Origin of the sequence: Streptomyces sp. NPDC021225 (assembly GCF_044332865.1) — a bacterium.
Lineage (GTDB): Bacteria > Actinomycetota > Actinomycetes > Streptomycetales > Streptomycetaceae > Streptomyces.
The window spans coordinates 35,502-56,129 of sequence record NZ_JBIRPV010000003.1; the positions used below are offsets into that span (position 1 = coordinate 35,502).

A 20,628-nucleotide genomic window follows, 5' to 3' on the forward strand; every position below is an offset into this window, starting at 1 on the left:
GACAAACTGATGTGCCTTGAGGTTGTGTGGAATGGACTCGCTTGCTGTGATGCTTCACGTCATGCTTGGGGTTCCCGCGCAATCGGATCCGAGCCTGCCCAAAGGCTCCCCGGGTTTTACACCTCGAATGCGGAAGCGTGGCGAAAGATTCCGTTAATGAACGCTTGTTCGGCATGGGAACGTTTGCCCGAGTCGAGCCGGTGCCCGGTCCCGTCCACCCCCTGCCCGCCGCGCGGCGCACATCCCGGCGTACGTCCCGGTGAACGTGAAAACGGCGCCGTCACCACGACGACGCCGATGAAGAAGGAGTTGTGGCTGAAGCCCATCGACTGCGATGCGGCGCAGGAGCCGGGCCAGCTGGCCCGGCGGGAGGTCATAGCGGCGGGCGAGAGCGTTCTCGGTGACACGGTCCTCCGCGGCGATGCGCAGATAGCAGGTATCTGCTGAGCACGGCTTCACCCAGGGCAGAACGCCGCTCCCTTCCCCCGGCGCCCCGGATCCCTAGGCTGAGGAGGTGAGCACTCATGCGCCGAACGAAGCCCACGTCATCCCCCTGCGCCCGCAGGCCTCGCCACCCGGTTCCGGCGAGGCGACCCGCGCCCCGCAGCGACCGGCGGGAGCCCCACAGACACCCGCGCCGAGGGAACCCCTGTGGCGCGACCTCGTCGGCGGTGCGCTGCGGCGCGAGCGGCTCGCCCAGGAGCGCACGCTGAAGGACGTCGCGGAGGCGGCCCGGATCTCGATGCCGTACCTGTCGGAGCTGGAGCGCGGACGCAAGGAGGCCTCCTCCGAGGTGCTCGCGGCCGCCGCCCAGGCCCTCGGGCTCGGCCTCGCCGACCTGCTCTCGCTCGCCCAGGACGAGTTGGCCCGGCACGCCCGGAGCCGCGTGGGCCGGGGCCGCACGTCGCCCACGGCGCGGTACGACGGCCTCTGCCTCGCCGCCTGACCGAACGAACCGACGGCCGGTACGACGGGGCGCACCACCGTCGTACCGGCCGGCTCGTCGGCCTTCGGCCACGGCCTCGCGGGGTCAGACGAACGCGAGCCGTCGGCTCAGCACCTCGTCGGCGAGCCCGTAGGCGACGGCCTCCTCGGCGGTGAGCACCTTGTCCCGGTCCATGTCCGCGCGCAGCGTCGCCACGTCATGACGCGTGTGCCGGGACAGGACCTCCTCCACCTGCGAGCGGATGCGGACCATCTCCTTGGCCGCGAGGCTGAGGTCGGAGACCGTTCCCTGCCGGCCGCCGCTGGCCGGCTGGCCGAGCAGCACCCGCGCGTGCTGGAGCACGAACCGTCGCCCGGGATCTCCGCCGGCCAGCAGCACCGCCGCCGTCGAGGCCGCCTGACCGACGCAGAACGTGGAGATCGGCGCCTGCACGAACGTCATCGTGTCGTAGATCGCCATCAGCGAAGTGAACGATCCACCGGGCGAGTTGAGATAGATCGAGATCTCGCGCTCCGGGTTCGCCGACTCCAGATGCAGGAGTTGCGCGATGACCACATTGGCGACCCCGTCGTCTATCTCGGTGCCGAGGAAGATGATCCGCTCGTTCAGCAGCCGGCTGAAGACGTCGTAGGACCGCTCGCCCTGCGCGGTCCGCTCGATGACGTAGGGAACCGTGTACGACCCCATGTCACAACCCCATCCGTCGGCGCGACGCGGCCGGGCGGATGTCGGCGACCGACTCCACCACCCGGTCCACGATCCCGTACTCCCTGGCCTGCTCGGCCGTGAACCAGCGGTCCCGGTCGCCGTCCCGCGCGATCGTCTCCTCGCTCTGCCCGGTGTGCTCGGCGGTGATCCGCTCGATGGCCTTCTTGGTGAACTGGAGGTTCTCCGCCTGGATCTCGATGTCCGCGGCGCTGCCACCGATGCCCGCTGAGGGCTGGTGCATCATGATCCGCGCGTTCGGCAGCGCGAACCGCTTGCCGGGCGCCCCCACGGTGAGCAGGAACTGGCCCATGCTGGCGGCGAACCCCATCGCCAGCGTCGAGACGTCGTTCGGGATGAGCCGCATGGTGTCGTAGATGGCGAGGCCCGCGGTGACCGCCCCGCCGGGGCTGTTGATGTACAGGCTGATGTCGGTGCGCGGGTCCTCCGCCGACAGCAGCAGCAACTGCGCGCACACCCGGTTGGCCGACACGTCGTCGACCTGTGTGCCGAGGAGGACGATCCGCTGGGCGAGCAGCTGTGCCGCGAGATGGTCGTCGAAGCGGCTGGGCGGTGTCTCGCCCTCCCCCGCGCGGGGCGGGAGCGTGGTGAGTGGAGTCATCTGGTCTCCTTGTCGAGGTGGGGATGCCATCGACTCCACTCTTGACCTCGGGAGATCCCCGGATGCGGTTACTCTGCCCGCCGCAGATTCGCCACGGGCAGAGTCTTCGACACAAAAAAGAGGGTTGTGATCGTTGAATCACAACCCTCATAACCATGTACATATGGTGAGTGTCCGAGGGGGGACTTGAACCCCCACGCCCGATAAAGGGCACTAGCACCTCAAGCTAGCGCGTCTGCCATTCCGCCACCCGGACAAGGTGTCTGCCGTCCGGCCCTGGGCCGTTCCGACGGGAAAACCATAGCAAACATCCGGACGTGCTCGATCACGCGTACCCGCGCCCCGGGCGGCCCCCGCGGCGGGCCGGGGCGCGGGAAGTGTGGACGGGGTGTGACGGCGGTATTTCCGCCTTGGGCTGGACGGGTGTGCGGGGGAGGATGGCGGAGGACCCCTGTCGCGGGCCCTGCCCGCGCGCGGGCAGGGCCCGGCAGCAGAACCTTGAGGAGGCAGTGTGAGCGAGTCGACTTCGGCCGCGAGGGCGACCGGCACGGTCAGTGGTGAGGACGAGGTCGTCGACCTGTGCCGTGACCTGATCCGGATCGACACCAGTAACTACGGCGACAACTCGGGCCCGGGCGAGCGCGCGGCCGCCGAGTACGTCGCGGAGAAGCTCGCCGAGGTGGGGCTCGAGCCGCAGATCTTCGAGTCGGACCAGGGCCGGGCGTCGACGGTCGCACGGATCGCGGGCGAGGACCCCTCGCGCCCCGCGCTGCTCATCCACGGCCACACCGACGTCGTCCCCGCCAACGCCCACGACTGGACCCACCACCCCTTCTCCGGCGAGATCGCGGACGGATGCGTCTGGGGCCGTGGCGCGGTGGACATGAAGGACATGGACGCGATGACGCTCGCGGTCGTACGCGACCGGCTGCGCAGCGGCCGCAAGCCCCCGCGCGACATCGTGCTGGCCTTCCTCGCCGACGAGGAGGCGGGCGGGGTGTACGGCGCGCGGCACCTCGTCGACAACCACCGGGACCTCTTCGAGGGCGTGACCGAGGCGATCGGCGAGGTCGGCGGCTTCTCCTTCACGGTCAACGAGAATCTGCGGCTCTACCTGATCGAGACCGCTCAGAAGGGCATGCACTGGATGCGGCTGACCGTGGACGGCACCGCCGGGCACGGCTCGATGACCAACAACGACAACGCGATCACCGAGCTCTGCGAGGCGGTCGGGCGGCTCGGGCGGCACAAGTTCCCGGTCCGTGTCACCAAGACGGTGCGGTCCTTCCTCGACGAGCTGTCCGACGCGCTCGGCACCCCGCTCGACCCGGAGAACATGGACGAGACGCTCGCCAAGCTCGGCGGCATCGCCAAGCTGATCGGGGCCACGCTCCAGAACACCGCCGCGCCGACCATGCTCGGCGCCGGCTACAAGGTCAACGTCATCCCGGGCCAGGCCACGGCCCATGTGGACGGCCGCTTCCTGCCGGGGTACGAGGAGGAGTTCCTGGCCGACCTGGACCGGATCCTCGGCCCGCGGGTCAGGCGCGAGGACGTGCACGCGGACAAGGCCCTGGAGACCACCTTCGACGGCGCGCTGGTCGACGCCATGCAGTCGGCGCTCAAGGCCGAGGACCCGATCGCCCGCGCCGTGCCGTACTGCCTCTCGGGCGGCACCGACGCCAAGTCCTTCGACGACCTCGGCATCCGCTGCTTCGGCTTCGCGCCGCTCCAGCTGCCCCCGGAGCTGGACTTCGCCGGCATGTTCCACGGCGTCGACGAGCGGGTGCCGGTGGAGGGGCTCAAGTTCGGCGTCAGGGTGCTGGACCGGTTCATCGACGCCTGCTGACCGGATGGGCTAATCGATCACACATACTGACTGAATCAATAAGGGTGAATGGTGTCGTAGCTTCATAGCTCGATTGCTCCTTCCTCGTTACATGGTGTGCGGCCCCCAACAGGGCCGTTGCATCGATCATGTGACGTGGAGTCACAGTCCCGAGGTGTGCGATCCCGGGTGGCCCCGGAGACCGGTGAGGTGCTCCGGGGAGGCCCGGGTGGGGGGCGGGCGATTCGGCCCGTGCGCATTCCGCGGGACGGAAGGCAGGGGAGCGAGAGAGTTATGCGACAGGTTGCGAAAAAGGGCCTGATCACCATCGCGGCGGCGGGCGGGGTACTTGCCGTGACCGGCGGCTACGCCTACGCGGACACGGGGGCCGGCGGCAGCGCCGCGCACTCGCCGGGAGCGGTGTCCGGCAACTTGATCCAGGTGCCCGCCGAGGTCCCGGTCAATGTGTGTGGCAACACCGCGACCGTCCTCGGGGTGTTCAACAGCGGTGGGGGAAGCGGCTGCGGCAACAAGACGGGCGCCTCCGGGGGCTCCCAGCAGAGCGGCTCCAGCGCGGAGGGCGGCACCGAGAGCTCGTCGGGCGTCGGCTCCGGCAACGCCGTCCAGGTCCCGGTCCATGTGCCGGCGAACGTCTGCGGTAACGGCGTCGGGGTCGGCACGGTCGGGAACAGCGACATGGGTGGCGAGTGCGGCGGCGTCGTGGACGCCGTTCCGGACGACCCCGAGGAGCCGGGCAACCCCGACGAGCCCGGTAACCCCGATGAGCCGGGCAACCCCGACGAGCCGGGTGACCCGGGCAACCCCGGAAAGCCGGACGACCCGGGCAAGCCGCACAACCCCGGGCACAACAACCCGGGCGGCCACACGCCCACGCCCTCCTCGCCGGGGAACGGCGGCGGCCACGCGGCGGGCCACGGCGGGAACCACGGAGCCCAGCAGGTCGGTGCGAACGGCGTGGACGCCTCCTCGCACCTCGGGGGCTCCCAGCTGGCCGGCAGTGAGCAGCTCGCGCACACCGGCGCCGGGCCGGTCGCGCTGGCCATCCCGGCGGCCGCGGGCATGCTGCTCGCGGGCACCGTGCTCTACCGCAGGGCGCGGGCCGGACAGCACTGAGGCGGCACTGAGGCGGCCCTGAGGCCGCACTGAGCCGGTACTGAGACCGGCACATCGCGCTCCGGCGTGATCACGAGCGGGCCCCGCACACCGGCGGGGCCCGCTCAGCGCGTCAGCGGCTCACCACGTGGCGCGGAGCTGGCGGATGATCCGGCGGCGCAACCGCACTCTGCGGCTGCCGTCTGGATTCAGGCGAAGGCGGTCCAGCTCCCAGTGTCCGTACTCGGCATGGTCGGTCAGCAGGCGTGTGGCGGCCTTGCGGGAGACCCCGCGCGGCACATACACGTCACAGAATTCGTATTCCGGCATCGCATCTATTGTGCGGGACCAGGCCCGCTACGGATAGCGTCTGCACTATGTCTGATGCTGCGCAGCCATCCGCTGCCGAGGTACGCGCCGCCGCCGAAGCGGTGAAAGCCGCACTGGATCGTCACCTCGACGCTGTCGAACGCCGGTCCGGGGAGGACGACCGGGCCGTCTACGACGCGTTCAACGAACTGGCCGCGGCAGCCGAGGTGTACGACGAGCTGCTCTACGACGCCTACGACGAGGTGACGCCCTTCGAGATCCCTGGGGACGACTCCCTGCCCGCCTATACCGGGCCCGAGGAACCGAGCGCACTGACCGTGCTGATCCGCAGGGACTACGCGGTCGTCGAACCGCAGCGCCTGCTCGCGCAGGCCCGGCGGGTCGCCGAGCCGGACCAGGGCACCGGGGCCGGCGACGCCGGCGGGCCGGGCGGCGCGGCTGCCGTCGGCGACAGCGTGCAGGCCGCCGTCGGCGTGATCTTCGGCGAGTACGAACCGGACGAGATCGCCTCCCGCCACAAGGAGTTCGGCCTGGAGGAGGGCGACTCGACCCTGTGGGTGGCGGCCGGGGACGAGCTCCCGGAGCCGGGGGAGTGGCTGGCCACCCCCTTCGACCAGCCGGATCCGGAGCAGGTCGTCTGCCGCTTCGATGTGAGCTCGGTCTTCGACGAGGAGCTGGACGACGAGGACGACCTGGAGGTACTGGGCCCGGGGAGCTGAGCCCCGAGCACCTGCTTGAGGCGCCCGTCGCGCACGACGGCGCCTTGGACGCCCCGTCCGGCGAATCCGCGGACGGGGCGTCGTTCCATGTGAGGGCCTACCCGGCGGACGGGAGCTGCGTCTGGAGCAGCGACCGCAGCCGGGTGGTCCGCTCTGCCGCCGGGATCTCCGCCACCGCCCGCGCCAGGGCCGCCTCGGCGCCGTGCACCACGGACAGATGGCGCTCGCCCCGGCCGAAGGCCGTGTACGCCCAGGCCCTGGTCAGACCCGCGGCCGCGTCGCCGGGCAGCACCACGACCACCGCCGGCCAGCGGGCCCCGACCGCCTGGTGGGCGGTGAGCGCCCAGCCGAGGCGGACCGTGTCGGCGACCTGCTCACGGGGCACCACGACGGCGGTGCCCGCGCAGTCCAGATGCAGACCGTCGGCATCCGCCGAGACCACCGTGCCCGGCAGCGCACGGCCCGGCGCCGGGACATAGGCGACCCGGTCGCCCGGGTCGAAGCCGCCGAACCGGCCGGGGCCGGGGTTCAGCCGCTCCTTCAGGGCGGCGTTGAGCGCGCGGGTCCCCGCGCCGCCGCCGTGGCCCGGGGTGATCACCTGTGTGTGCTCCGGCTCCACGCCGATCGCGCGCGGCACCGAGTCGGCGACCAGCTGGACCGCGCGGTGCACGGCCTCGCCCGCGTCCCGCGCCGGGACGATCACGACCTCCTTGCCGGGGGCCTCGACCTGGTTGAGCTCACCGATCCCGATGCCCGAGACCAGCTCGCCGATCGGCCCGGGGTCCGGCGTCCGGGAGACCAGCTGGGGGCAGCGGCGGGCGGCCAGCAGATCCGCGAAGACCTTGCCCGGGCCCGCCGAGCCCAGCACACCGGGGTCCCCGCTCAGCACCAGCCGCGCACCGTCCGGCAGCGACTCCACGAGCATCGCCGCGGTCTCCACGTCCAGCTGCGGGGCGTCCAGCACGGCGAGCAGATCGAGCGCGAGCGCCCCGTCCTCGTCGCGGCCCGGGCCCTCGTGACCGGAGAGCAGCCCGGCGACGGTGACCGCCGAGGCGGCGTCGACCAGCGCGGCCAGCCGCTGCCTGCCGTCCTCGGTGTGCGCCGCCGCGTACGCCCGCAGCCCCAGGGACCTGGCCGCGGCGACGAGCGCCGCCGGTTCGGCCCGGGCGGCCTCGCCGCCGCTGTGCGCGACCAGCCCGTGGTCCGCCGCCGCGCGGATCAGCTCCGCGGCGGACGGGCTCGCTGCGGCGCCGGCCGCGGCCTCCCAGTCGGCCGCGCCCGGTGCGCCCGCGGCCACCTCCGCATCGCCGTCACCGGAGTCGCCGGACTCGCCGTCGGCCCCGCTCTCCTCGGTATCGGGCGCTGGGCCGCCGGACCGGTCGGCGAAGGTGCCGGCGAGCCGGGCCAGGCCGTCGGCCAGGCTCTCCTCCGCCAGGGCGAAGCGGTCCAGCCCCAGGAGGACCCGCACCGGCCGCTCCTCGTCCTCCCCGTTCCCGGCCGCCGGACGGGCGGCCCCCGGGGTGTCGAGGGCGTCCTGGAAGACCAGCACCCGGCCGTCCGCGATCGCGGAACGGAGCCCCGCGTCCGGATCCGGCACGGACAGCTCGGCGAGCCCGGCGCGCAGCGCGGAGGACTCCAGCGCGGTGTGCCCTTCGAGCGCCGCGCGCTCGAGCAGCCAGACCGTGAGCGCCTGCGACCGGCGCTCGTCGCCCGGCCCGCAGTCCGGCCCGAGCAGGGCCCGGGCGAAGCCGTCCGCCTGGTCGTGGCGCACACCGGGCACGGCCAGCAGCTGCCAGGGGTCCTCGCACAGCACCTCCGCGGCCCCCTCGCCCAGAGCGGCCGCGACCGCACCGGCCAGGGCCTCGGGGGCGCCGCCCTCGACCAGCACCTGCCGGACCTCGCCGGCGCCGGGGACGTCCCCCGCCGGGCGCGGCACCGGGCCGGGCGGGACAGTCGTGCGGACCGGCTGCCCGGCGCCCGGCCCGCCGGGCCCGGCCGACCGGGGCCGCTCGGGCCCCGGGCCGCCCGTACGCTCCCGGGCACCGTCAGGGCGGGCCCCGCCGCCCCCCGCGGCCCGCGCCGCGGCACCGCCGGGGCGGGCCGCGGGTGCGTCGTTGAAGAACGAGGCCGCCGACCGCTCGCCGCTCTCCACGGCCCGCACCGCCGCGGCCAGCGCCTCGGCCGCGGCGGACCGCTTGCCGCCCTCTGCGGGCTTGGCCGGGGACTCCTCGCTCCCCGTGCCGGAGGCGGACGCCGCCTGGGCTTTGCCCTTTTCGTCGCCACCGCTGTCGGGGGCCCCGTCGGCCCCGTCGGCCGCGTCCGTAGCCGTCCGCGCCGCGGGGGTGTCGGGGGTGGGCTCCTCCTCGGGGGCGGAGGCGGCCTCGCCGGCGAGGCGGTCGGTGCTCACAGGGTGCTCCAGTCCTGATCGGGATAGCGGTGCACGGGCGCCGACACATCGTCGAGCGCCCGGCAGATTTCCTCGGGAAGACTAAGCGCCTCCACTGACAGCGCCGCCCTGAGCTGCTGTGCGTTCCGCGCGCCGACGATCGGCGCGGTGACGCCCGGGCGGTCCCGGACCCAGGCGAGCGCCACATGCAGCGGGGTGGTCGCCAGGCCGTCGGCCGCGGTGCAGACGGCCTCGACGATCCGGCTCGCCTCCTCGTCGAGATACGGGGCGACGAAGGCCGCCAGCTGCTCGGAGGCGCCGCGCGAGTCGGCCGGGGTCGTGTGGCGGTACTTGCCGGTCAGCACCCCGCGGCCCAGCGGGGAGGAGGGCAGTATGCCCAGGCCCAGGTCCAGGGCGGCGGGCAGCACCTCCCGCTCGATTCCGCGCTGGAGCAGCGAATACTCCATCTGCGTGCTGGCGAGCCGGGTGTGCGCGCCGGGCGAGGCGAGCTGCCAGGTGGCCGCCTTGGCGAGCTGCCAGCCGGAGAAGTTGGACACCCCCACATACCGCGCCCGCCCACTGCTGACCGCGATGTCCAGCGCCTGGAGCGTCTCCTCGATCGGGGTGACCGGGTCGAAGGCGTGCACCTGCCACAGGTCGACATAGTCGGTGCCGAGCCGCGCGAGCGAGCCGTCGAGCGCGGCCAGCAGATGGCCCCGCGAGCCGTCGAAGCGGCGGTCGGGATCGGGGACGCTGCCCGCCTTGGTGGCGATCTGGAGGTCGCGGCGCGGCACGAGACCTTCCATCAGCTGGCCCAGGAGGTACTCGGCGCCGCCGTCCGCGTACACATCGGCGGTGTCCACGAGTGTCCCGCCCGCGTCCCAGAACGCCTTGAGCTGATCCGCGGCGTCGTGTTCTTCGGTGTCCCGCCCCCAGGTGAGCGTGCCGAGCCCGAGCCGGGATACGCGCAGGCCCGTGCGGCCGAGGTGCCTTAGCTCCATGAACGTTGAGATTACTGGCCGGAGATCGAACCGTGTTCGGCCTGTGGATAACCCGGTCCTGACGTACCCCGACGCGGCGCGCTAGAGTCCGGGCGACAAGGACGTTACTGATGGGTAAGGGGTGCGGCATGAGGCTCGGAATCAACCTCGGCTATTGGGGCGCCGGGATGGACGCGGACAACCTCGCGGTCGCCCGGGAGGCCGACCGCCTCGGCTACGCGGTCTGCTGGGCCGCCGAGGCGTACGGCTCCGACGCCGCCACCGTGCTCTCCTGGGTGGCCGCGCAGACCGAGCGCATCGACGTCGGGTCCGCCATCTTCCAGATCCCGGCCCGTACGCCCGCGATGACGGCGATGACCGCGGCGACCCTCGACTCGCTCTCCGGGGGCCGCTTCCGGCTCGGCCTCGGCGTCTCGGGACCGCAGGTCTCCGAGGGCTGGTACGGCGTGCGCTTCGACAAGCCGCTGGCCCGCACCCGCGAGTACGTGGAGATCATCCGCAAGGCCATGTCCCGCGAGCGACTGACCCACGAGGGCGAGAACTGGACCCTGCCGCTGCCCGGCGGCCCCGGCAAGCCCATCAAGCTCACCGTGCACCCGGTGCGCGAGCACATCCCGCTGTACATCGCCGCCATCGGCCCGAAGAACCTCGAGCAGACCGGTGAGATCGCGGACGGCGCGCTGGTCGTCTTCTTCGCACCCGAGCACGCCGAGGCGACGACCCTGGGCCCGATCCGCGCGGGCCGGGAGAAGGCCGGCAAGGACCTGAACGGCTTCGACCTGGTGCCCACCGTGCCGATGGCGGTCGGCGAGCACATCGACGACCTCGCGGACCGCTTCCGCCCCTACACCGCGCTGTACGTGGGCGGCATGGGCAGCGCGAAGCAGAACTTCTACAACAAGCTGGCGCGGCGGATGGGGTACGAGAAGGAGGCCGCCGAGATCCAGGAGAAGTACCTGACCGGCGACAAGGAGGGCGCCGCGGCCGCCATCCCGCGCGAGCTGATCGACTCCACGGCGCTGCTCGGGCCCGTCGAGCGCATCGCCGACCGGATGCGGGCCTACGCCGAGGCCGGGGTCACCACGCTCTCGCTGTCCCCGTCGGGCTTCACCCTCGACGAGCGCCTCGCGGGCCTCCGCGCGGGCGTCGAGGCCCTGGAGCGAGCCGGGCTGGCCTAGAGGCGTTCCGGCGGGGGACACCGGCCGGGCCGGGGAAGCCGGGGGGGATCTACGGCCGTGGTGGGGGCTCGGGGTGTCTTCCCCGCCACGGCCGTCACTCAGCACAACGCCTCGGGGCCCGCGCGGTTACGCGGGCCCGGCGCCCTCCCACTCGTCCGTCCGGCGCAGCCGGGCCGCCCATCTGTTGCCGCCGCCGACCCGCGGCATTTGACTTTTGCTGCGCGGAACGTCGTGCGACGCCGTGCACGGAGGTGGCGGAGATGCTCTCGGCGAAGAAGCTGTTCCAGGAGATCCTCGACAACGACGAGTCGTTCCGGCTCTTCTGCTCCATCGCCGCCAGCGGCGAGGCCCAGGGCGGCTGGGAGAACGGACGGATCGCCGCCCTCGTGCCGGAGAGCCAGCGCGCCCTCGCCCCGAAGATCGCCCGGCACGGCGCGGACGAGGACAAGCACGGCAGGATCTTCAACGCCCTGCTGCGCCGGCGCGGCCTCGACCCGGTCGAGATCCCGCGCGAGACCGACTACACGATGCTGCTCGAAGCGCGCGGCATCGGCCTCGCCCACGACAAGCTGCGCCGCGACGAGCCGCTGACCGAGCGCGACATCGTCATCTACCTCGCCCACAGCCGGGTCACCGAGCAGCGGGCCGCCGGCCAGATGGCGCAGCTGTGCCGGTACTTCGGGGACGATCCGCTCCTCGGCCGCGCGATCGGGATGATCTCGGGCGACGAGGACAACCACCTCGCCTACTGCCACGAGGAACTGCTGCGCCTGGCCATCGCCGGGCACGGCCGGACCATTCAGCGCGCCCTCAAGGAGTGCGCGCTTGCCGAATCGCGGGTCCACCGCGACGTCGGCCTCGCCGTGATGGCGCGCATGGGCCGCATCCTGGGTTGGTCGAGGGCCAGAGCGGCGCTGCTGGCGGCGGGCATCCGCGCCCTGTACGTGTTCGAGCGGCTCGGCGGCTGGCGGCGCATGGTGGCGCTGCGGATGCCCGAGCGGCGGGACGCGCTCGGCGGGCCCGCGACGCCCGCCCCCGAGTTCGCCTAGCCCGCGTACGTCCCGCTCCTGGCCGGTCGGCCACGGCGCCACCCCGGTCAGAGCCAGCCGCTCAGAGTCGGCCGCTCAGAGCCAGCCGCGTCCCTTGAAGAAGCGGTACAGCCCGAAGACCGCCACGATCATGAGCATCAGCGCCGCCGGATAGCCCCAGGGCTGGCTGAGCTCGGGCATGTGCTTGAAGTTCATGCCGTAGACCCCGGCGATCAGCGTGGGCACCGCGGCCATCGCCGCCCACGCCGAGATCTTCCGCATGTCGTCGTTCTGCCGCACACCCATCTGCGCCAGATGCGCGGCGAGTATGTCCGACAGCAGCCGGTCGAGCCCCTCGACATGCTCGTTCACCCGGGTCAGATGGTCGCTGACGTCACGGAAGAACGGCCGCGACCCCTCGTCGACGAACGGCACCCCCGCACCCGCGAGCCGCGCCATCGGGTCCGCCAACGGGCCTGTGGCCCGCCGGAATTCGAGCACCTGGCGCTTGAAGGCGTAGATCCGCCCGGCCGTGTTCGCCACCGCCCCCGACGGGCCGAACACCTCCGTCTCCAGCTCGTCCAGGTCCACACGGAGTGAGTCGGCCACGTCCAGATAATGGTCCACGACCGCGTCGGACACCGCGTACATCACGGCCGTGGGTCCGTGCTGGAGCACCTCGGGGGTCTTCTCCAGCCGCTCGCGGACCGCGCTCAGCGGATTGGCCCGGCCGTGCCGCACGGTCACCGCGAACGAGTCGCCGACGAACACCATCAGCTCTCCGGCGGTCACGGTGTCCGCCGCGTCGTCGTACTCGACCGGCTTGAGCACCAGGAACAGCGAGTCGTCGTAGACCTCCAGCTTGGGCCGCTGGTGGGCGCGCAGCGCGTCCTCGACGGCCAGCGGGTGCAGCCCGAACTCGCTGGTGACCAGCTCGAACTCCTTCTCCGTCGGCTCGTGCAGGCCGATCCACAGGAACGAGTCACCGGACGCTCTCGCCTGGTCGAGGGCGTCGGAGAAGTCGGCGGGCCCCTCGGTACGCCGCCCGTCCCGGTAGATGGCACAGTCCACGATCACGCGGGGCATTCTGCCCCGCTTACGGCAAAAGCGCACGGGGAGGCCCTCCGGGCGGCCCCGGGCGGCCCCCGGAGGCGCGGTGCGGGGGCCGTAGGGTGGCAGGCATGCCCACGCTGATCCTCGTCCGGCACGGCCGGTCCACCGCAAACACCGCGGGAGTCCTCGCGGGCTGGACGCCCGGCGTCGCCCTCGACGAGCGCGGCACGGCCCAGGCCGAGGCCCTGCCCGGGCGGCTCGCCGCTCTGCCGCTCGCCGCCGCCGTCACCAGCCCGCTCCAGCGCTGCCGGGAGACCCTGGCCCCGCTGCTGGCCGCCCGGCCCGAGCTGCCCCTGCACACCGACGAGCGCATCGGGGAGTGCCACTACGGCGACTGGTCCGGGCGCAAGCTCGCCGAGCTCGCCGACGAGCCCCTCATGAAGGTCGTCCAGCAGCACCCCTCCGCCGCCGCCTTCCCGGGCGGCGAATCCATGCGGGCCATGCAGGCGCGCGCGGTCGACGCGGTGCGCGACTGGAACGCCCGGATCGAGGAGGAGCACGGTGCCGACGCGGTCTACCTGATGTGCTCGCACGGCGACGTCATCAAGGCGCTCATCGCCGACGCGCTCGGCCTGCACCTGGATCTCTTCCAGCGCATCTCGGTCGAGCCCTGCTCGGTCACCGCCGTCCGCTACACCCGGCTGCGCCCCTTCCTCGTGCGGCTCGGCGACACCGGCGACTTCGGCTCCCTCGCACCCCGGCAGGACGACGCGGGCGCCGAGGCTGCCGAAGACACGAGCGCGGACGTGGGCGGCGGCACGGACGAAGACCGGGCCGGGGACGCGGAGGTGGGCGGCGGCGCGGGAGCACCGTGATCGCCGAGCGCAGTAGGGTGGTGCCGCGGCGCTGCCCAACCGCGCACAGCCGTGGCCGGGCAGTCGCGCGACCCCAGCAGTCGACACCCAAAACCCTGAAAACCACGTCGAACCAAATGGAGCAGGACGTTGTCCCGTCAGGTGTTCCTCTATGACCCGCCGGACCGTTTCGTCGCCGGCACGGTCGGGCTGCCCGGGCGCCGCACCTTTTTCCTCCAGGCGTCAGGGGGCGGCCGGACCACCAGCGTCGCGCTTGAGAAGACCCAGGTCGCCGCGCTCGCCGAGCGGATAGACGAGCTGCTGGACGAGGTGGTGCGGCGCACCGGCGGAAACGCCCCGGTGCCCGCCGTCGCGCCCCCGGACCTCTCCGACACCGCGCCGCTGGAGGTCCCGGTGGAGGAGGAGTTCCGCGTCGGCACCATGGCGCTCGCCTGGGACGGCGAGGAGCAGCGCATGATCGTGGAGGCGCAGGCCCTCGTCGAGCTGGAGGCGGAGTCCGAGGAGGACCTCGCCGAGGCCGAGGAGCGGCTGCTCCAGGACGAGGTCAACGGGCCGCCGATGCTCCGGGTGCGGCTCACCGGGCCCCAGGCGCGCGCGTTCGCCAAGCGCGCCCTGGAGGTCGTCAACGCCGGCCGCCCGCCGTGCCCGCTGTGCAGTCTGCCGCTCGACCCGGAGGGACACGTATGTCCGCGCCAGAACGGATATCGCCGCGGGGCGTGACGCCTCCGGAGCCGTCCGAGCTGCTGGCGCGGGGTGAGCTGACGGTGCGCGGCCGGGTCCGGGAGGCGTCCAACGCCGTGCTGTACTGCACGGTCGAGTACGAGGGCCACAGCGCCGCCTGCGTCTACAAGCCGGTGGCCGGGGAGCGCCCGCTGTGGGACTTCCCGGACGGCACCCTCGCCCAGCGCGAGGTCGCGGCCTACGAGCTCTCCGAGGCCACCGGGTGGGGCCTGGTGCCGCCGACCGTGCTGCGGGACGGGCCGTACGGGCAGGGCATGTGCCAGCTGTGGATCGAGGCGGCCACCGGCGAGGACGGCGACGACGCCCCGGAGCTGCTCGCGCTCGTCGACGGAGACGAGCCGGGCCCGGGCTGGAAGGCCGTCGCCTTCGCCGAGGTCGAGGAGGGCCGCACCGCGCTGCTGGTGCACGCCGACGACGAGCGGCTGCGCCGGCTGGCCGTCCTCGACGCCGTGATCAACAACGGCGACCGCAAGGGCGGGCATCTGCTGCCCGCCCCCGACGGGCGGCTCTATGCGATTGATCACGGTGTGACCTTCAACGCCGACGACAAGCTGCGCACCCTGCTGTGGGGCTGGGCGGGGGAGCCGCTGTCCGACGAGGCGCTCACCGTGCTGCGGCGGCTCGCGGACCGGCTGGCCGACGGCGATCCGCTCACCGCCCGGCTGGCCGAGCTGATCACAGAAGCCGAGATCGCGGCGCTGCGCGCCCGGGTCGCGGCCCTGCTGCGGTCCGGGTGTCACCCCAAGCCCAGCGGGCAGTGGCCCGCCATCCCCTGGCCCCCGGTCTGACGGCGTACCGGGCAGAGTCGGCAGACACAGCAGGTCACGGGCGATTCCGCAAGACCGCCTATCGAGCCAACTAGGGGCCATCCGGTTCGTATCCGGAAGCGGCATCCGGTTACGCTCGACACATGTATGCCTGGCCCGCTTCCGAGGTGCCCGCCCTGCCTGGCAGAGGCCGCGACCTGAGGATCCACGACACCGCGACCGGGGGAGCGATCACCCTCGACCCCGGCCCCGTCGCCCGTATCTACGTCTGCGGTATCACCCCGTACGACGCCACCCACATGGGACATGCGGCGACCTACAACGCGTTTGACCTTGTGCAACGCGTGTGGCTCGACACCAAGCGGCAGGTTCACTACGTCCAGAACGTCACCGATATCGACGATCCCCTGCTCGAGCGGGCCGAGGCGAACGGCGACGACTGGACGGCCCTCGCCGAGCGCGAGACCACCCTGTTCCGCGAGGACATGACGGCCCTGCGGATGCTGCCGCCGCGCCACTACATAGGCGCCGTGGAGACGATCCCGGGGATCGTTCCGCTCGTGGAGCGGCTGCGCGACGCGGGCGCCGCCTACGAGCTCGAGGGCGACGTCTACTTCTCCGTCGAGTCGGACCCGTCCTTCGGCTCGGTCTCCGGACTCGACGCCGAGGCCATGCGGCTGCTGTCGGCCGAGCGCGGCGGCGACCCGGACCGCCCTGGCAAGAAGAACCCCCTGGACCCCATGCTGTGGCTGGCCGCCCGCCCGGGCGAACCGAGTTGGGACGGCGGATCCCTGGGGCGCGGCCGCCCCGGCTGGCACATAGAGTGCGTGGCCATCGCCCTCGACCACCTCGGCATGGGCTTCGACGTACAGGGCGGCGGCTCCGATCTCGCCTTCCCGCACCACGAGATGGGCGCCTCGCACGCCCAGGTGCTCACCGGGGAGCGGCCGTTCGCCAAGGCGTATGTGCACGCCGGCATGGTCGCCCTCGACGGCGAGAAGATGTCCAAGTCCAAGGGCAACCTCGTCTTCGTCTCCGCGCTGCGCCGCGACGGCGTGGACCCGGCGGCGATCCGCCTGGCCCTCCTCGCGCACCACTACCGCGCGGACTGGGAGTGGACCGACGGCGTCCTCCAGGAGGCCCAGGAGCGCCTCGCGCGCTGGCGCGCCGCCGTCTCCCGCCCCGACGGCCCCCCTGCCGACGCCCTCCTCGACGAGATCCGCACCGCCCTGGCCGACGACCTCGACGCCCCGTCCGCGCTCGCCGCGGTCGACCGCTGGGCGGCGGCGCAGGAGTCCGAGGGCGGCACGGACGAGGGCGCGCCCGGACTGGTGTCCCGCGCGGTGGACGCGCTGCTCGGCGTCGCGCTGTAGGCCCTGTAAGGGCTGGAAGAGTCCTCAAGGGCGGCCCCCGTGCCCGTGCCACCGGGCCGGGGGCCGCCGGGTCTCAGCCGTGGTCCCCGGCCCGGCCCGGCGCCGGGTGCCGCGCCGCCTACGGGGCGGGCGGGGCGCCCTCAGGGGCCTCCGCCTCCAGCTCACGCCTGGCGGTGAGCAGTTCCTTCCGTGCCTTGGCGTCGACCTTCGGGTACTGCGGATCGATCTCGATCAGCGTGTGCGCCAGCACCGCCGCCGTGCAGATGCGGGCGAACCACTTCCGGTCCGCCGGTACGACGTACCAGGGCGCCCACGACGTGCTCGTGGCCGACAGCATCTCGGAGAACGCCTGCTGGTAGTCGTCCCACCACCGGCGCTCCCGGATGTCGGCCGCGGAGAACTTCCAGTTCTTCTCCGGCAGGTCGATCCGCTTCATGAAGCGGAGGCGCTGCTCCTCCCTGGACAGATTCAGGAGGATCTTCACCACCTTGAACCCGTTGTCGGTGAGATAGCGCTCCCAGTTGTTGATCTCGCGGTAACGGTGCTCCCACAGCCGCCGCCCCGACGGCCGGGACGGCAGCTTCTGCCGGTCCAGGACCTCCGGGTGCACCCGGACCACGAGAACCTCCTCGTAGTGCGAACGGTTGAAGATCGCGATGTCGCCGCGCGCGGGCAGCCTGCGGGCGTAGCGCCACAGATAGTCGTGGTCGAGCTCCTCGGAGGAGGGCACCTTGAAGCTGCTGACCCGCACGCCCTGCGGGTTGACCCCGCTCATGACATGGCGGATGGTGCCGTCCTTGCCCCCGGCGTCGAGCGCCTGGAGACAGAGCAGCACCCCGTACGTGTCCTGAGCGGCCAGCCGCGTCTGGTACTCGGCCAGCAGCGACACCCCGGTCCGGAGCAGCTCGACGCCGGTCTGCTTGTTCAGACCGGCCTTGTAGCGGGGGTCGAAGTCCGCGACCAGGTCCACGGTCGACCCCGGCTTCACCCGCAGCGGCGCGATGAACTCCGCGATGCGCTCGGCCCTCTTGTCCGCCATCGCCGACAGCCCCTCTCTTCGTCCTGTTTGTCACACTCCGCCCTGCGGAGTGGCACGTCAAACGCGCCGGTGGGCCTCGGCCGCCGTCAGACGGGCTGCGTGGCCGGAGCCGTCCGGACGGCGGTCCGGGCACGGCGGGCGAGGAGCTTGCCGAATTCCCACAGGCCGAGGAAGACCACGGCGGACAGCAGGGCCCAGCCGAACTGGCGGGCGTCCAGGCTGGTGGTGCCCAGGATGCGGCGGAAGCCGTCGAGCTGGGTGGCCATGACGGCGAGCACGAACTGGGCCAGGGCGGTCCAGTTCATCTGCTTGCTGTCGAAGGTGGTCGCGGTGAGCACGGAGCCGGTCTCGCTGCGGCATTCGAAGGCCGCGACGATCAGGCACAGCGCGAAGGCGGTGAACGCGATGGAGCTGCCGATGTGGACGCTGCCGAAACGGGTCTCGCCCAGTTTGATCAGGCCGAGCAGGATGACGGTGAGAGCCAGCCCACTGAGGCCGACGGTGAGCATGACGGCCCTGGTCAGCACGGACTCCCCGCGAGGGCGGGGGGTACGGCGCATCAGCCCCGGGCTCTGCCGGTCGAAGCCCAGAGCGAAGCCGAAGGGCGCGTTCACGATGAAGTGGATCCACAGGACCTGCGGCGGCGGGAAGGGCTCACCCGAGGCGATGTTGAAGACGGTGGCGCCGAGAAAGGTCAGCACGAAGGCGACCAGCAGCAGCAGAACGAACCGGATGTACTTCGTCAGGTTGTCGTACAGCTTCCGGCCCTCCTCCACGGCGAAGACGATCGTGGAGAAGTTGTCGTCGGAAAGGATCATCCGGCCGGCGTTCTTCGCCACGTCCGTGCCGCTGCCCATCGCGATGCCGATGTCGGCGGCCTTGATGGCGGGCGCGTCATTGACGCCGTCGCCGGTCATCGCCACGACCTCGCCCTTCTTCTTGAGCGTGGCCGCGAGCTGCACCTTGTGCTCGGGGGCGACACGCCCGACCACGCCGATGTCGTCGATCCGGGCCAGCTGCTCGTCCTCCGGCAGCGCGGCGAAGTCGGCGCCCAGGACGGCCTCACCGGGGATCCCGAGCTGCCGGGCGATGGCGGCGCCGGTGGTGACATCGTCCCCGGTCACCATGCGGACCCGGATATGGGCCTGCTGGGCGCTGGCCACCGCGTCCCGGGACTCCGCACGCGGCGGGTCGACCATGCCGACCAGGCTCGTCATCTTCAGGTCGGTGACGAGGGCCAGGAGGTCCCCGTCGGGGTGGAACCGCTCCGGGGCCAGATCGCGGATGGCGGCCGCCATCACCCGGCGCCCCTGCGCGCCCATCCGCTCGGTCGCCTCCTCGGCGCGCCGGCGCAGCCCCTCGTCCCACGGGATGCTTTCGCCGCCCGAGAGCGCGGTGGCGGCCCGCGCCATCACCGCGGGCGCCGCGCCCTTGACGAAGCAGCGCACCACCGGCCGGCCCGAGGCGTCGACGGTGGAGTTGAAGGTGGCCATCAGCTTGTAGTCCGGGTCGAACGGCAGCGTGGCGAGGCGGGACAGCCGCTCCCGCGTGGCCCCGATGTCCAGGCCCGCCTTGTGGCCGAGCACGAGCAGCGCGCCCTCGGTCGGGTCGCCGACGACCTGGCCGTCGACCAGTTCCGCGTCGTTGGCCACCACATAGGGGAGGATCGCGTCCTCGATGCCCGCGGACGAGCCGGCGGCGTGGTGGACGCGCCCTTCCAGGCCGTACCCGCTGCCGGAGACCGTGTACCGGTCGGTGGGGCTGATGACCTCGACGGCGGTCATCTGGTTCATCGTCAGGGTGCCGGTCTTGTCCGAGTTGATCGCCGAGGTGAACCCCAGGGTCTCGACCGAGGGCAGCTCCTTCACGATCGCGTTGCGCCTGGCCAGGCTGAGACTGCCGACGGACAGGATCACCTGGGTCACCGTCGGCAGCGCCTCGGGGATCGCCGCGATGGCCAGCGACACGGCGCTGATGAACAGCGCGTCCCACGCCTCGCCCCGGCCGCGGCCGAGGGCGAACATCACGATCATGGTCAGGCCGGCCGCCCCCGCGATCCACAGCGTCAGGGTGTTGAGCTCACTGGTGAGCGGCGACTCCTCCCGCGCGGTGGTCGACAGCATCCCGGAGATCTTGCCGAGCTCGGTGTGCTCGCCGGTCCCGGTGACGATCAGCACGCCGCTGCCGTGCGTCACCGGGGTGTTCATGAACGCCATGTTGGTCTGGTCGCCCGGCGCCAGTCCGGTGCCAGGCCGCGTGCCGGCGTCCTTGACGGCGGGGACGCTCTCGCCGGTGAGCGCGGACTCGTCGATCTGGAGGGTGTTGGCCTCGACGATCCGGCCGTCCGCCGCCACCTGGTCGCCCGCGGCGATCAGCACGATGTCGCCGGGGACGAGTTCCTCGGCCGGGATCTGTGACTCGGTCCCGTCGCGCCGCACCCGGGCGGTCACTTCCATCATCGACTTCAGCGCGTTCATCGCGCTCTCGGCCTTGCCCTCCTGGCGCAGGCCCACGACCGCGTTCAGCAGGGTCAGCGCGGCGAGCAGGATCCCGGTGCTCCACTCCTTGATCGCGAAGGAGACCACCGCGGCGATCACGAGAATGATCTGCATATAGCTGCGGTACTGCGCGAGAAAGCGCCGCCAGGTCGGCGGCGGCTTCTCCTCGGGCAGCGCGTTCCGGCCGTGCGCGGCCAGTAGTTCGGCCGCCCGCGCGGCGGGCAGCCCGACCGCCGGATCCACCCCGAGTGCGGCCGCCGCCTCCTGCGGCGTGCGCGCGTACCAGGCCTCGTCTCCCGCCATCGCCGCCCAGCCCTTTCTTCCGGTACGGCCACGCTGCGGCGTCACGGGGGGCGCGACAATCGCGGGGCGGCCATTCGCGGGAACGGGCGGGGCCGTTCGGGCGGCGGGGCGGGGCGCTCCGGG

At 72.4% G+C, this 20,628-nt stretch carries 19 protein-coding genes and 1 tRNA gene; 11 read left to right on the plus strand and 9 right to left on the minus strand.

The genetic code is table 11. From position 1 onward, the window contains the following. Nucleotides 1-297: 297 nt before the first annotated feature. Together ACH4S9_RS13780 and ACH4S9_RS13785 are read left to right on the plus strand one after the other, a co-directional pair. Nucleotides 298-447, plus strand: a complete 150-nt coding sequence (locus tag ACH4S9_RS13780) for a hypothetical protein (protein ID WP_385350233.1) — start codon at nucleotides 298-300, stop codon at nucleotides 445-447. Nucleotides 448-514: 67 nt separating this feature from the next. Next, nucleotides 515-946, plus strand: a complete 432-nt coding sequence (locus ACH4S9_RS13785; RefSeq protein ID WP_398371888.1) for a helix-turn-helix domain-containing protein — start codon at nucleotides 515-517, stop codon at nucleotides 944-946. Nucleotides 947-1,030: 84 nt separating this feature from the next. Here ACH4S9_RS13785 and ACH4S9_RS13790 read toward each other — a convergent pair whose 3' ends face one another. From ACH4S9_RS13790 to ACH4S9_RS13800, 3 genes are all read right to left on the minus strand, one after another. Beyond that, nucleotides 1,031-1,633 (minus strand): ClpP family protease, encoded by a 603-nt coding sequence (locus ACH4S9_RS13790; RefSeq protein ID WP_398371890.1) that lies wholly within the window; start codon nucleotides 1,631-1,633, stop codon nucleotides 1,031-1,033. A 1-nt stretch (nucleotide 1,634) separates the two neighbouring features. Then, nucleotides 1,635-2,273, minus strand: a complete 639-nt coding sequence (locus ACH4S9_RS13795) for an ATP-dependent Clp protease proteolytic subunit (protein WP_398371892.1) — start codon at nucleotides 2,271-2,273, stop codon at nucleotides 1,635-1,637. 171 nt (nucleotides 2,274-2,444) lie between these two features. Beyond that, nucleotides 2,445-2,529: transfer RNA gene (locus ACH4S9_RS13800), tRNA-Leu, on the minus strand. Between the two features lie 255 nt (nucleotides 2,530-2,784). Between ACH4S9_RS13800 and ACH4S9_RS13805 the strand changes: the two genes are divergently transcribed. Continuing rightward, nucleotides 2,785-4,122, plus strand: a complete 1,338-nt coding sequence (locus ACH4S9_RS13805) for a M20/M25/M40 family metallo-hydrolase (protein ID WP_311725254.1) — start codon at nucleotides 2,785-2,787, stop codon at nucleotides 4,120-4,122. Between the two features lie 273 nt (nucleotides 4,123-4,395). Then, nucleotides 4,396-5,235, plus strand: coding sequence for a chaplin family protein (locus ACH4S9_RS13810; protein ID WP_358847058.1), 840 nt, complete (start codon nucleotides 4,396-4,398; stop codon nucleotides 5,233-5,235). A 120-nt stretch (nucleotides 5,236-5,355) separates the two neighbouring features. On the opposite strand, the gene ACH4S9_RS13815 is transcribed toward ACH4S9_RS13810, so the two are convergent. After that, nucleotides 5,356-5,544 carry a DUF5703 family protein gene (locus ACH4S9_RS13815; protein ID WP_018537156.1) on the minus strand — a complete coding sequence of 63 codons (189 nt, stop codon included), beginning with the start codon at nucleotides 5,542-5,544 and terminating at the stop codon, nucleotides 5,356-5,358. Nucleotides 5,545-5,591: 47 nt separating this feature from the next. On the opposite strand from ACH4S9_RS13815, the gene ACH4S9_RS13820 reads away from it, so the two are divergent. Then, entirely contained in the window at nucleotides 5,592-6,263 is a 672-nt protein-coding gene (locus ACH4S9_RS13820) for a hypothetical protein (RefSeq protein WP_358847059.1), read from the plus strand. 97 nt (nucleotides 6,264-6,360) lie between these two features. On the opposite strand, the gene ACH4S9_RS13825 is transcribed toward ACH4S9_RS13820, so the two are convergent. Both ACH4S9_RS13825 and ACH4S9_RS13830 read right to left on the minus strand, forming a co-directional pair. Beyond that, nucleotides 6,361-8,670: a helix-hairpin-helix domain-containing protein gene (locus ACH4S9_RS13825; RefSeq protein WP_398371896.1), complete on the minus strand. Its 2,310-nt coding sequence runs from the start codon at nucleotides 8,668-8,670 to the stop codon at nucleotides 6,361-6,363. Beyond that, nucleotides 8,667-9,650, minus strand: coding sequence for an aldo/keto reductase (locus ACH4S9_RS13830; RefSeq protein ID WP_311725258.1), 984 nt, complete (start codon nucleotides 9,648-9,650; stop codon nucleotides 8,667-8,669). The genes ACH4S9_RS13825 and ACH4S9_RS13830 overlap by 4 nt, the downstream gene beginning before the upstream one ends. Before the next feature lie 128 nt (nucleotides 9,651-9,778). Here ACH4S9_RS13830 and ACH4S9_RS13835 point away from each other — a divergent pair, with 128 nt between their 5' ends. Both ACH4S9_RS13835 and ACH4S9_RS13840 read left to right on the plus strand, forming a co-directional pair. Then, nucleotides 9,779-10,828 carry an LLM class F420-dependent oxidoreductase gene (locus ACH4S9_RS13835; RefSeq protein WP_385350666.1) on the plus strand — a complete coding sequence of 350 codons (1,050 nt, stop codon included), beginning with the start codon at nucleotides 9,779-9,781 and terminating at the stop codon, nucleotides 10,826-10,828. 260 nt (nucleotides 10,829-11,088) lie between these two features. Continuing rightward, nucleotides 11,089-11,877: a ferritin-like domain-containing protein gene (locus tag ACH4S9_RS13840; protein ID WP_385350668.1), complete on the plus strand. Its 789-nt coding sequence runs from the start codon at nucleotides 11,089-11,091 to the stop codon at nucleotides 11,875-11,877. Nucleotides 11,878-11,952: 75 nt separating this feature from the next. Here the strand turns inward: ACH4S9_RS13840 and corA are convergent, their stop codons facing one another. Next, a complete protein-coding gene (gene corA / locus ACH4S9_RS13845) occupies nucleotides 11,953-12,942 on the minus strand; it encodes a magnesium/cobalt transporter CorA (RefSeq protein WP_311725261.1) in 990 nt (329 codons plus the stop codon). A 95-nt stretch (nucleotides 12,943-13,037) separates the two neighbouring features. Between corA and ACH4S9_RS13850 the strand changes: the two genes are divergently transcribed. The 4 genes from ACH4S9_RS13850 to mshC all read left to right on the plus strand — a co-directional run bounded on the left by ACH4S9_RS13850 (nucleotide 13,038) and on the right by mshC (nucleotide 16,665). Then, complete coding sequence (locus ACH4S9_RS13850; RefSeq protein ID WP_311725262.1) at nucleotides 13,038-13,784, plus strand: histidine phosphatase family protein; 747 nt, start codon at nucleotides 13,038-13,040, stop codon at nucleotides 13,782-13,784. Nucleotides 13,785-13,913: 129 nt separating this feature from the next. Beyond that, nucleotides 13,914-14,504 carry a DUF3090 domain-containing protein gene (locus ACH4S9_RS13855; RefSeq protein ID WP_311725263.1) on the plus strand — a complete coding sequence of 197 codons (591 nt, stop codon included), beginning with the start codon at nucleotides 13,914-13,916 and terminating at the stop codon, nucleotides 14,502-14,504. Further along, nucleotides 14,468-15,313, plus strand: a complete 846-nt coding sequence (locus tag ACH4S9_RS13860) for an SCO1664 family protein (RefSeq protein ID WP_311725264.1) — start codon at nucleotides 14,468-14,470, stop codon at nucleotides 15,311-15,313. The genes ACH4S9_RS13855 and ACH4S9_RS13860 overlap by 37 nt, the downstream gene beginning before the upstream one ends. A 122-nt stretch (nucleotides 15,314-15,435) precedes the next feature. Beyond that, entirely contained in the window at nucleotides 15,436-16,665 is a 1,230-nt protein-coding gene (mshC, locus tag ACH4S9_RS13865) for a cysteine--1-D-myo-inosityl 2-amino-2-deoxy-alpha-D-glucopyranoside ligase (RefSeq protein WP_385350674.1), read from the plus strand. Between the two features lie 118 nt (nucleotides 16,666-16,783). On the opposite strand, the gene ACH4S9_RS13870 is transcribed toward mshC, so the two are convergent. Both ACH4S9_RS13870 and ACH4S9_RS13875 read right to left on the minus strand, forming a co-directional pair. Beyond that, the gene (locus tag ACH4S9_RS13870; RefSeq protein WP_398371902.1) at nucleotides 16,784-17,704 is read right to left on the minus strand and encodes a polyphosphate kinase 2 family protein; all 921 of its coding nucleotides are present in this window, start codon (nucleotides 17,702-17,704) and stop codon (nucleotides 16,784-16,786) included. A gap of 86 nt (nucleotides 17,705-17,790) precedes the next feature. Continuing rightward, complete coding sequence (locus ACH4S9_RS13875) at nucleotides 17,791-20,505, minus strand: cation-translocating P-type ATPase (RefSeq protein WP_398371904.1); 2,715 nt, start codon at nucleotides 20,503-20,505, stop codon at nucleotides 17,791-17,793. Between the last annotated feature and the right edge of the window lie 123 nt (nucleotides 20,506-20,628).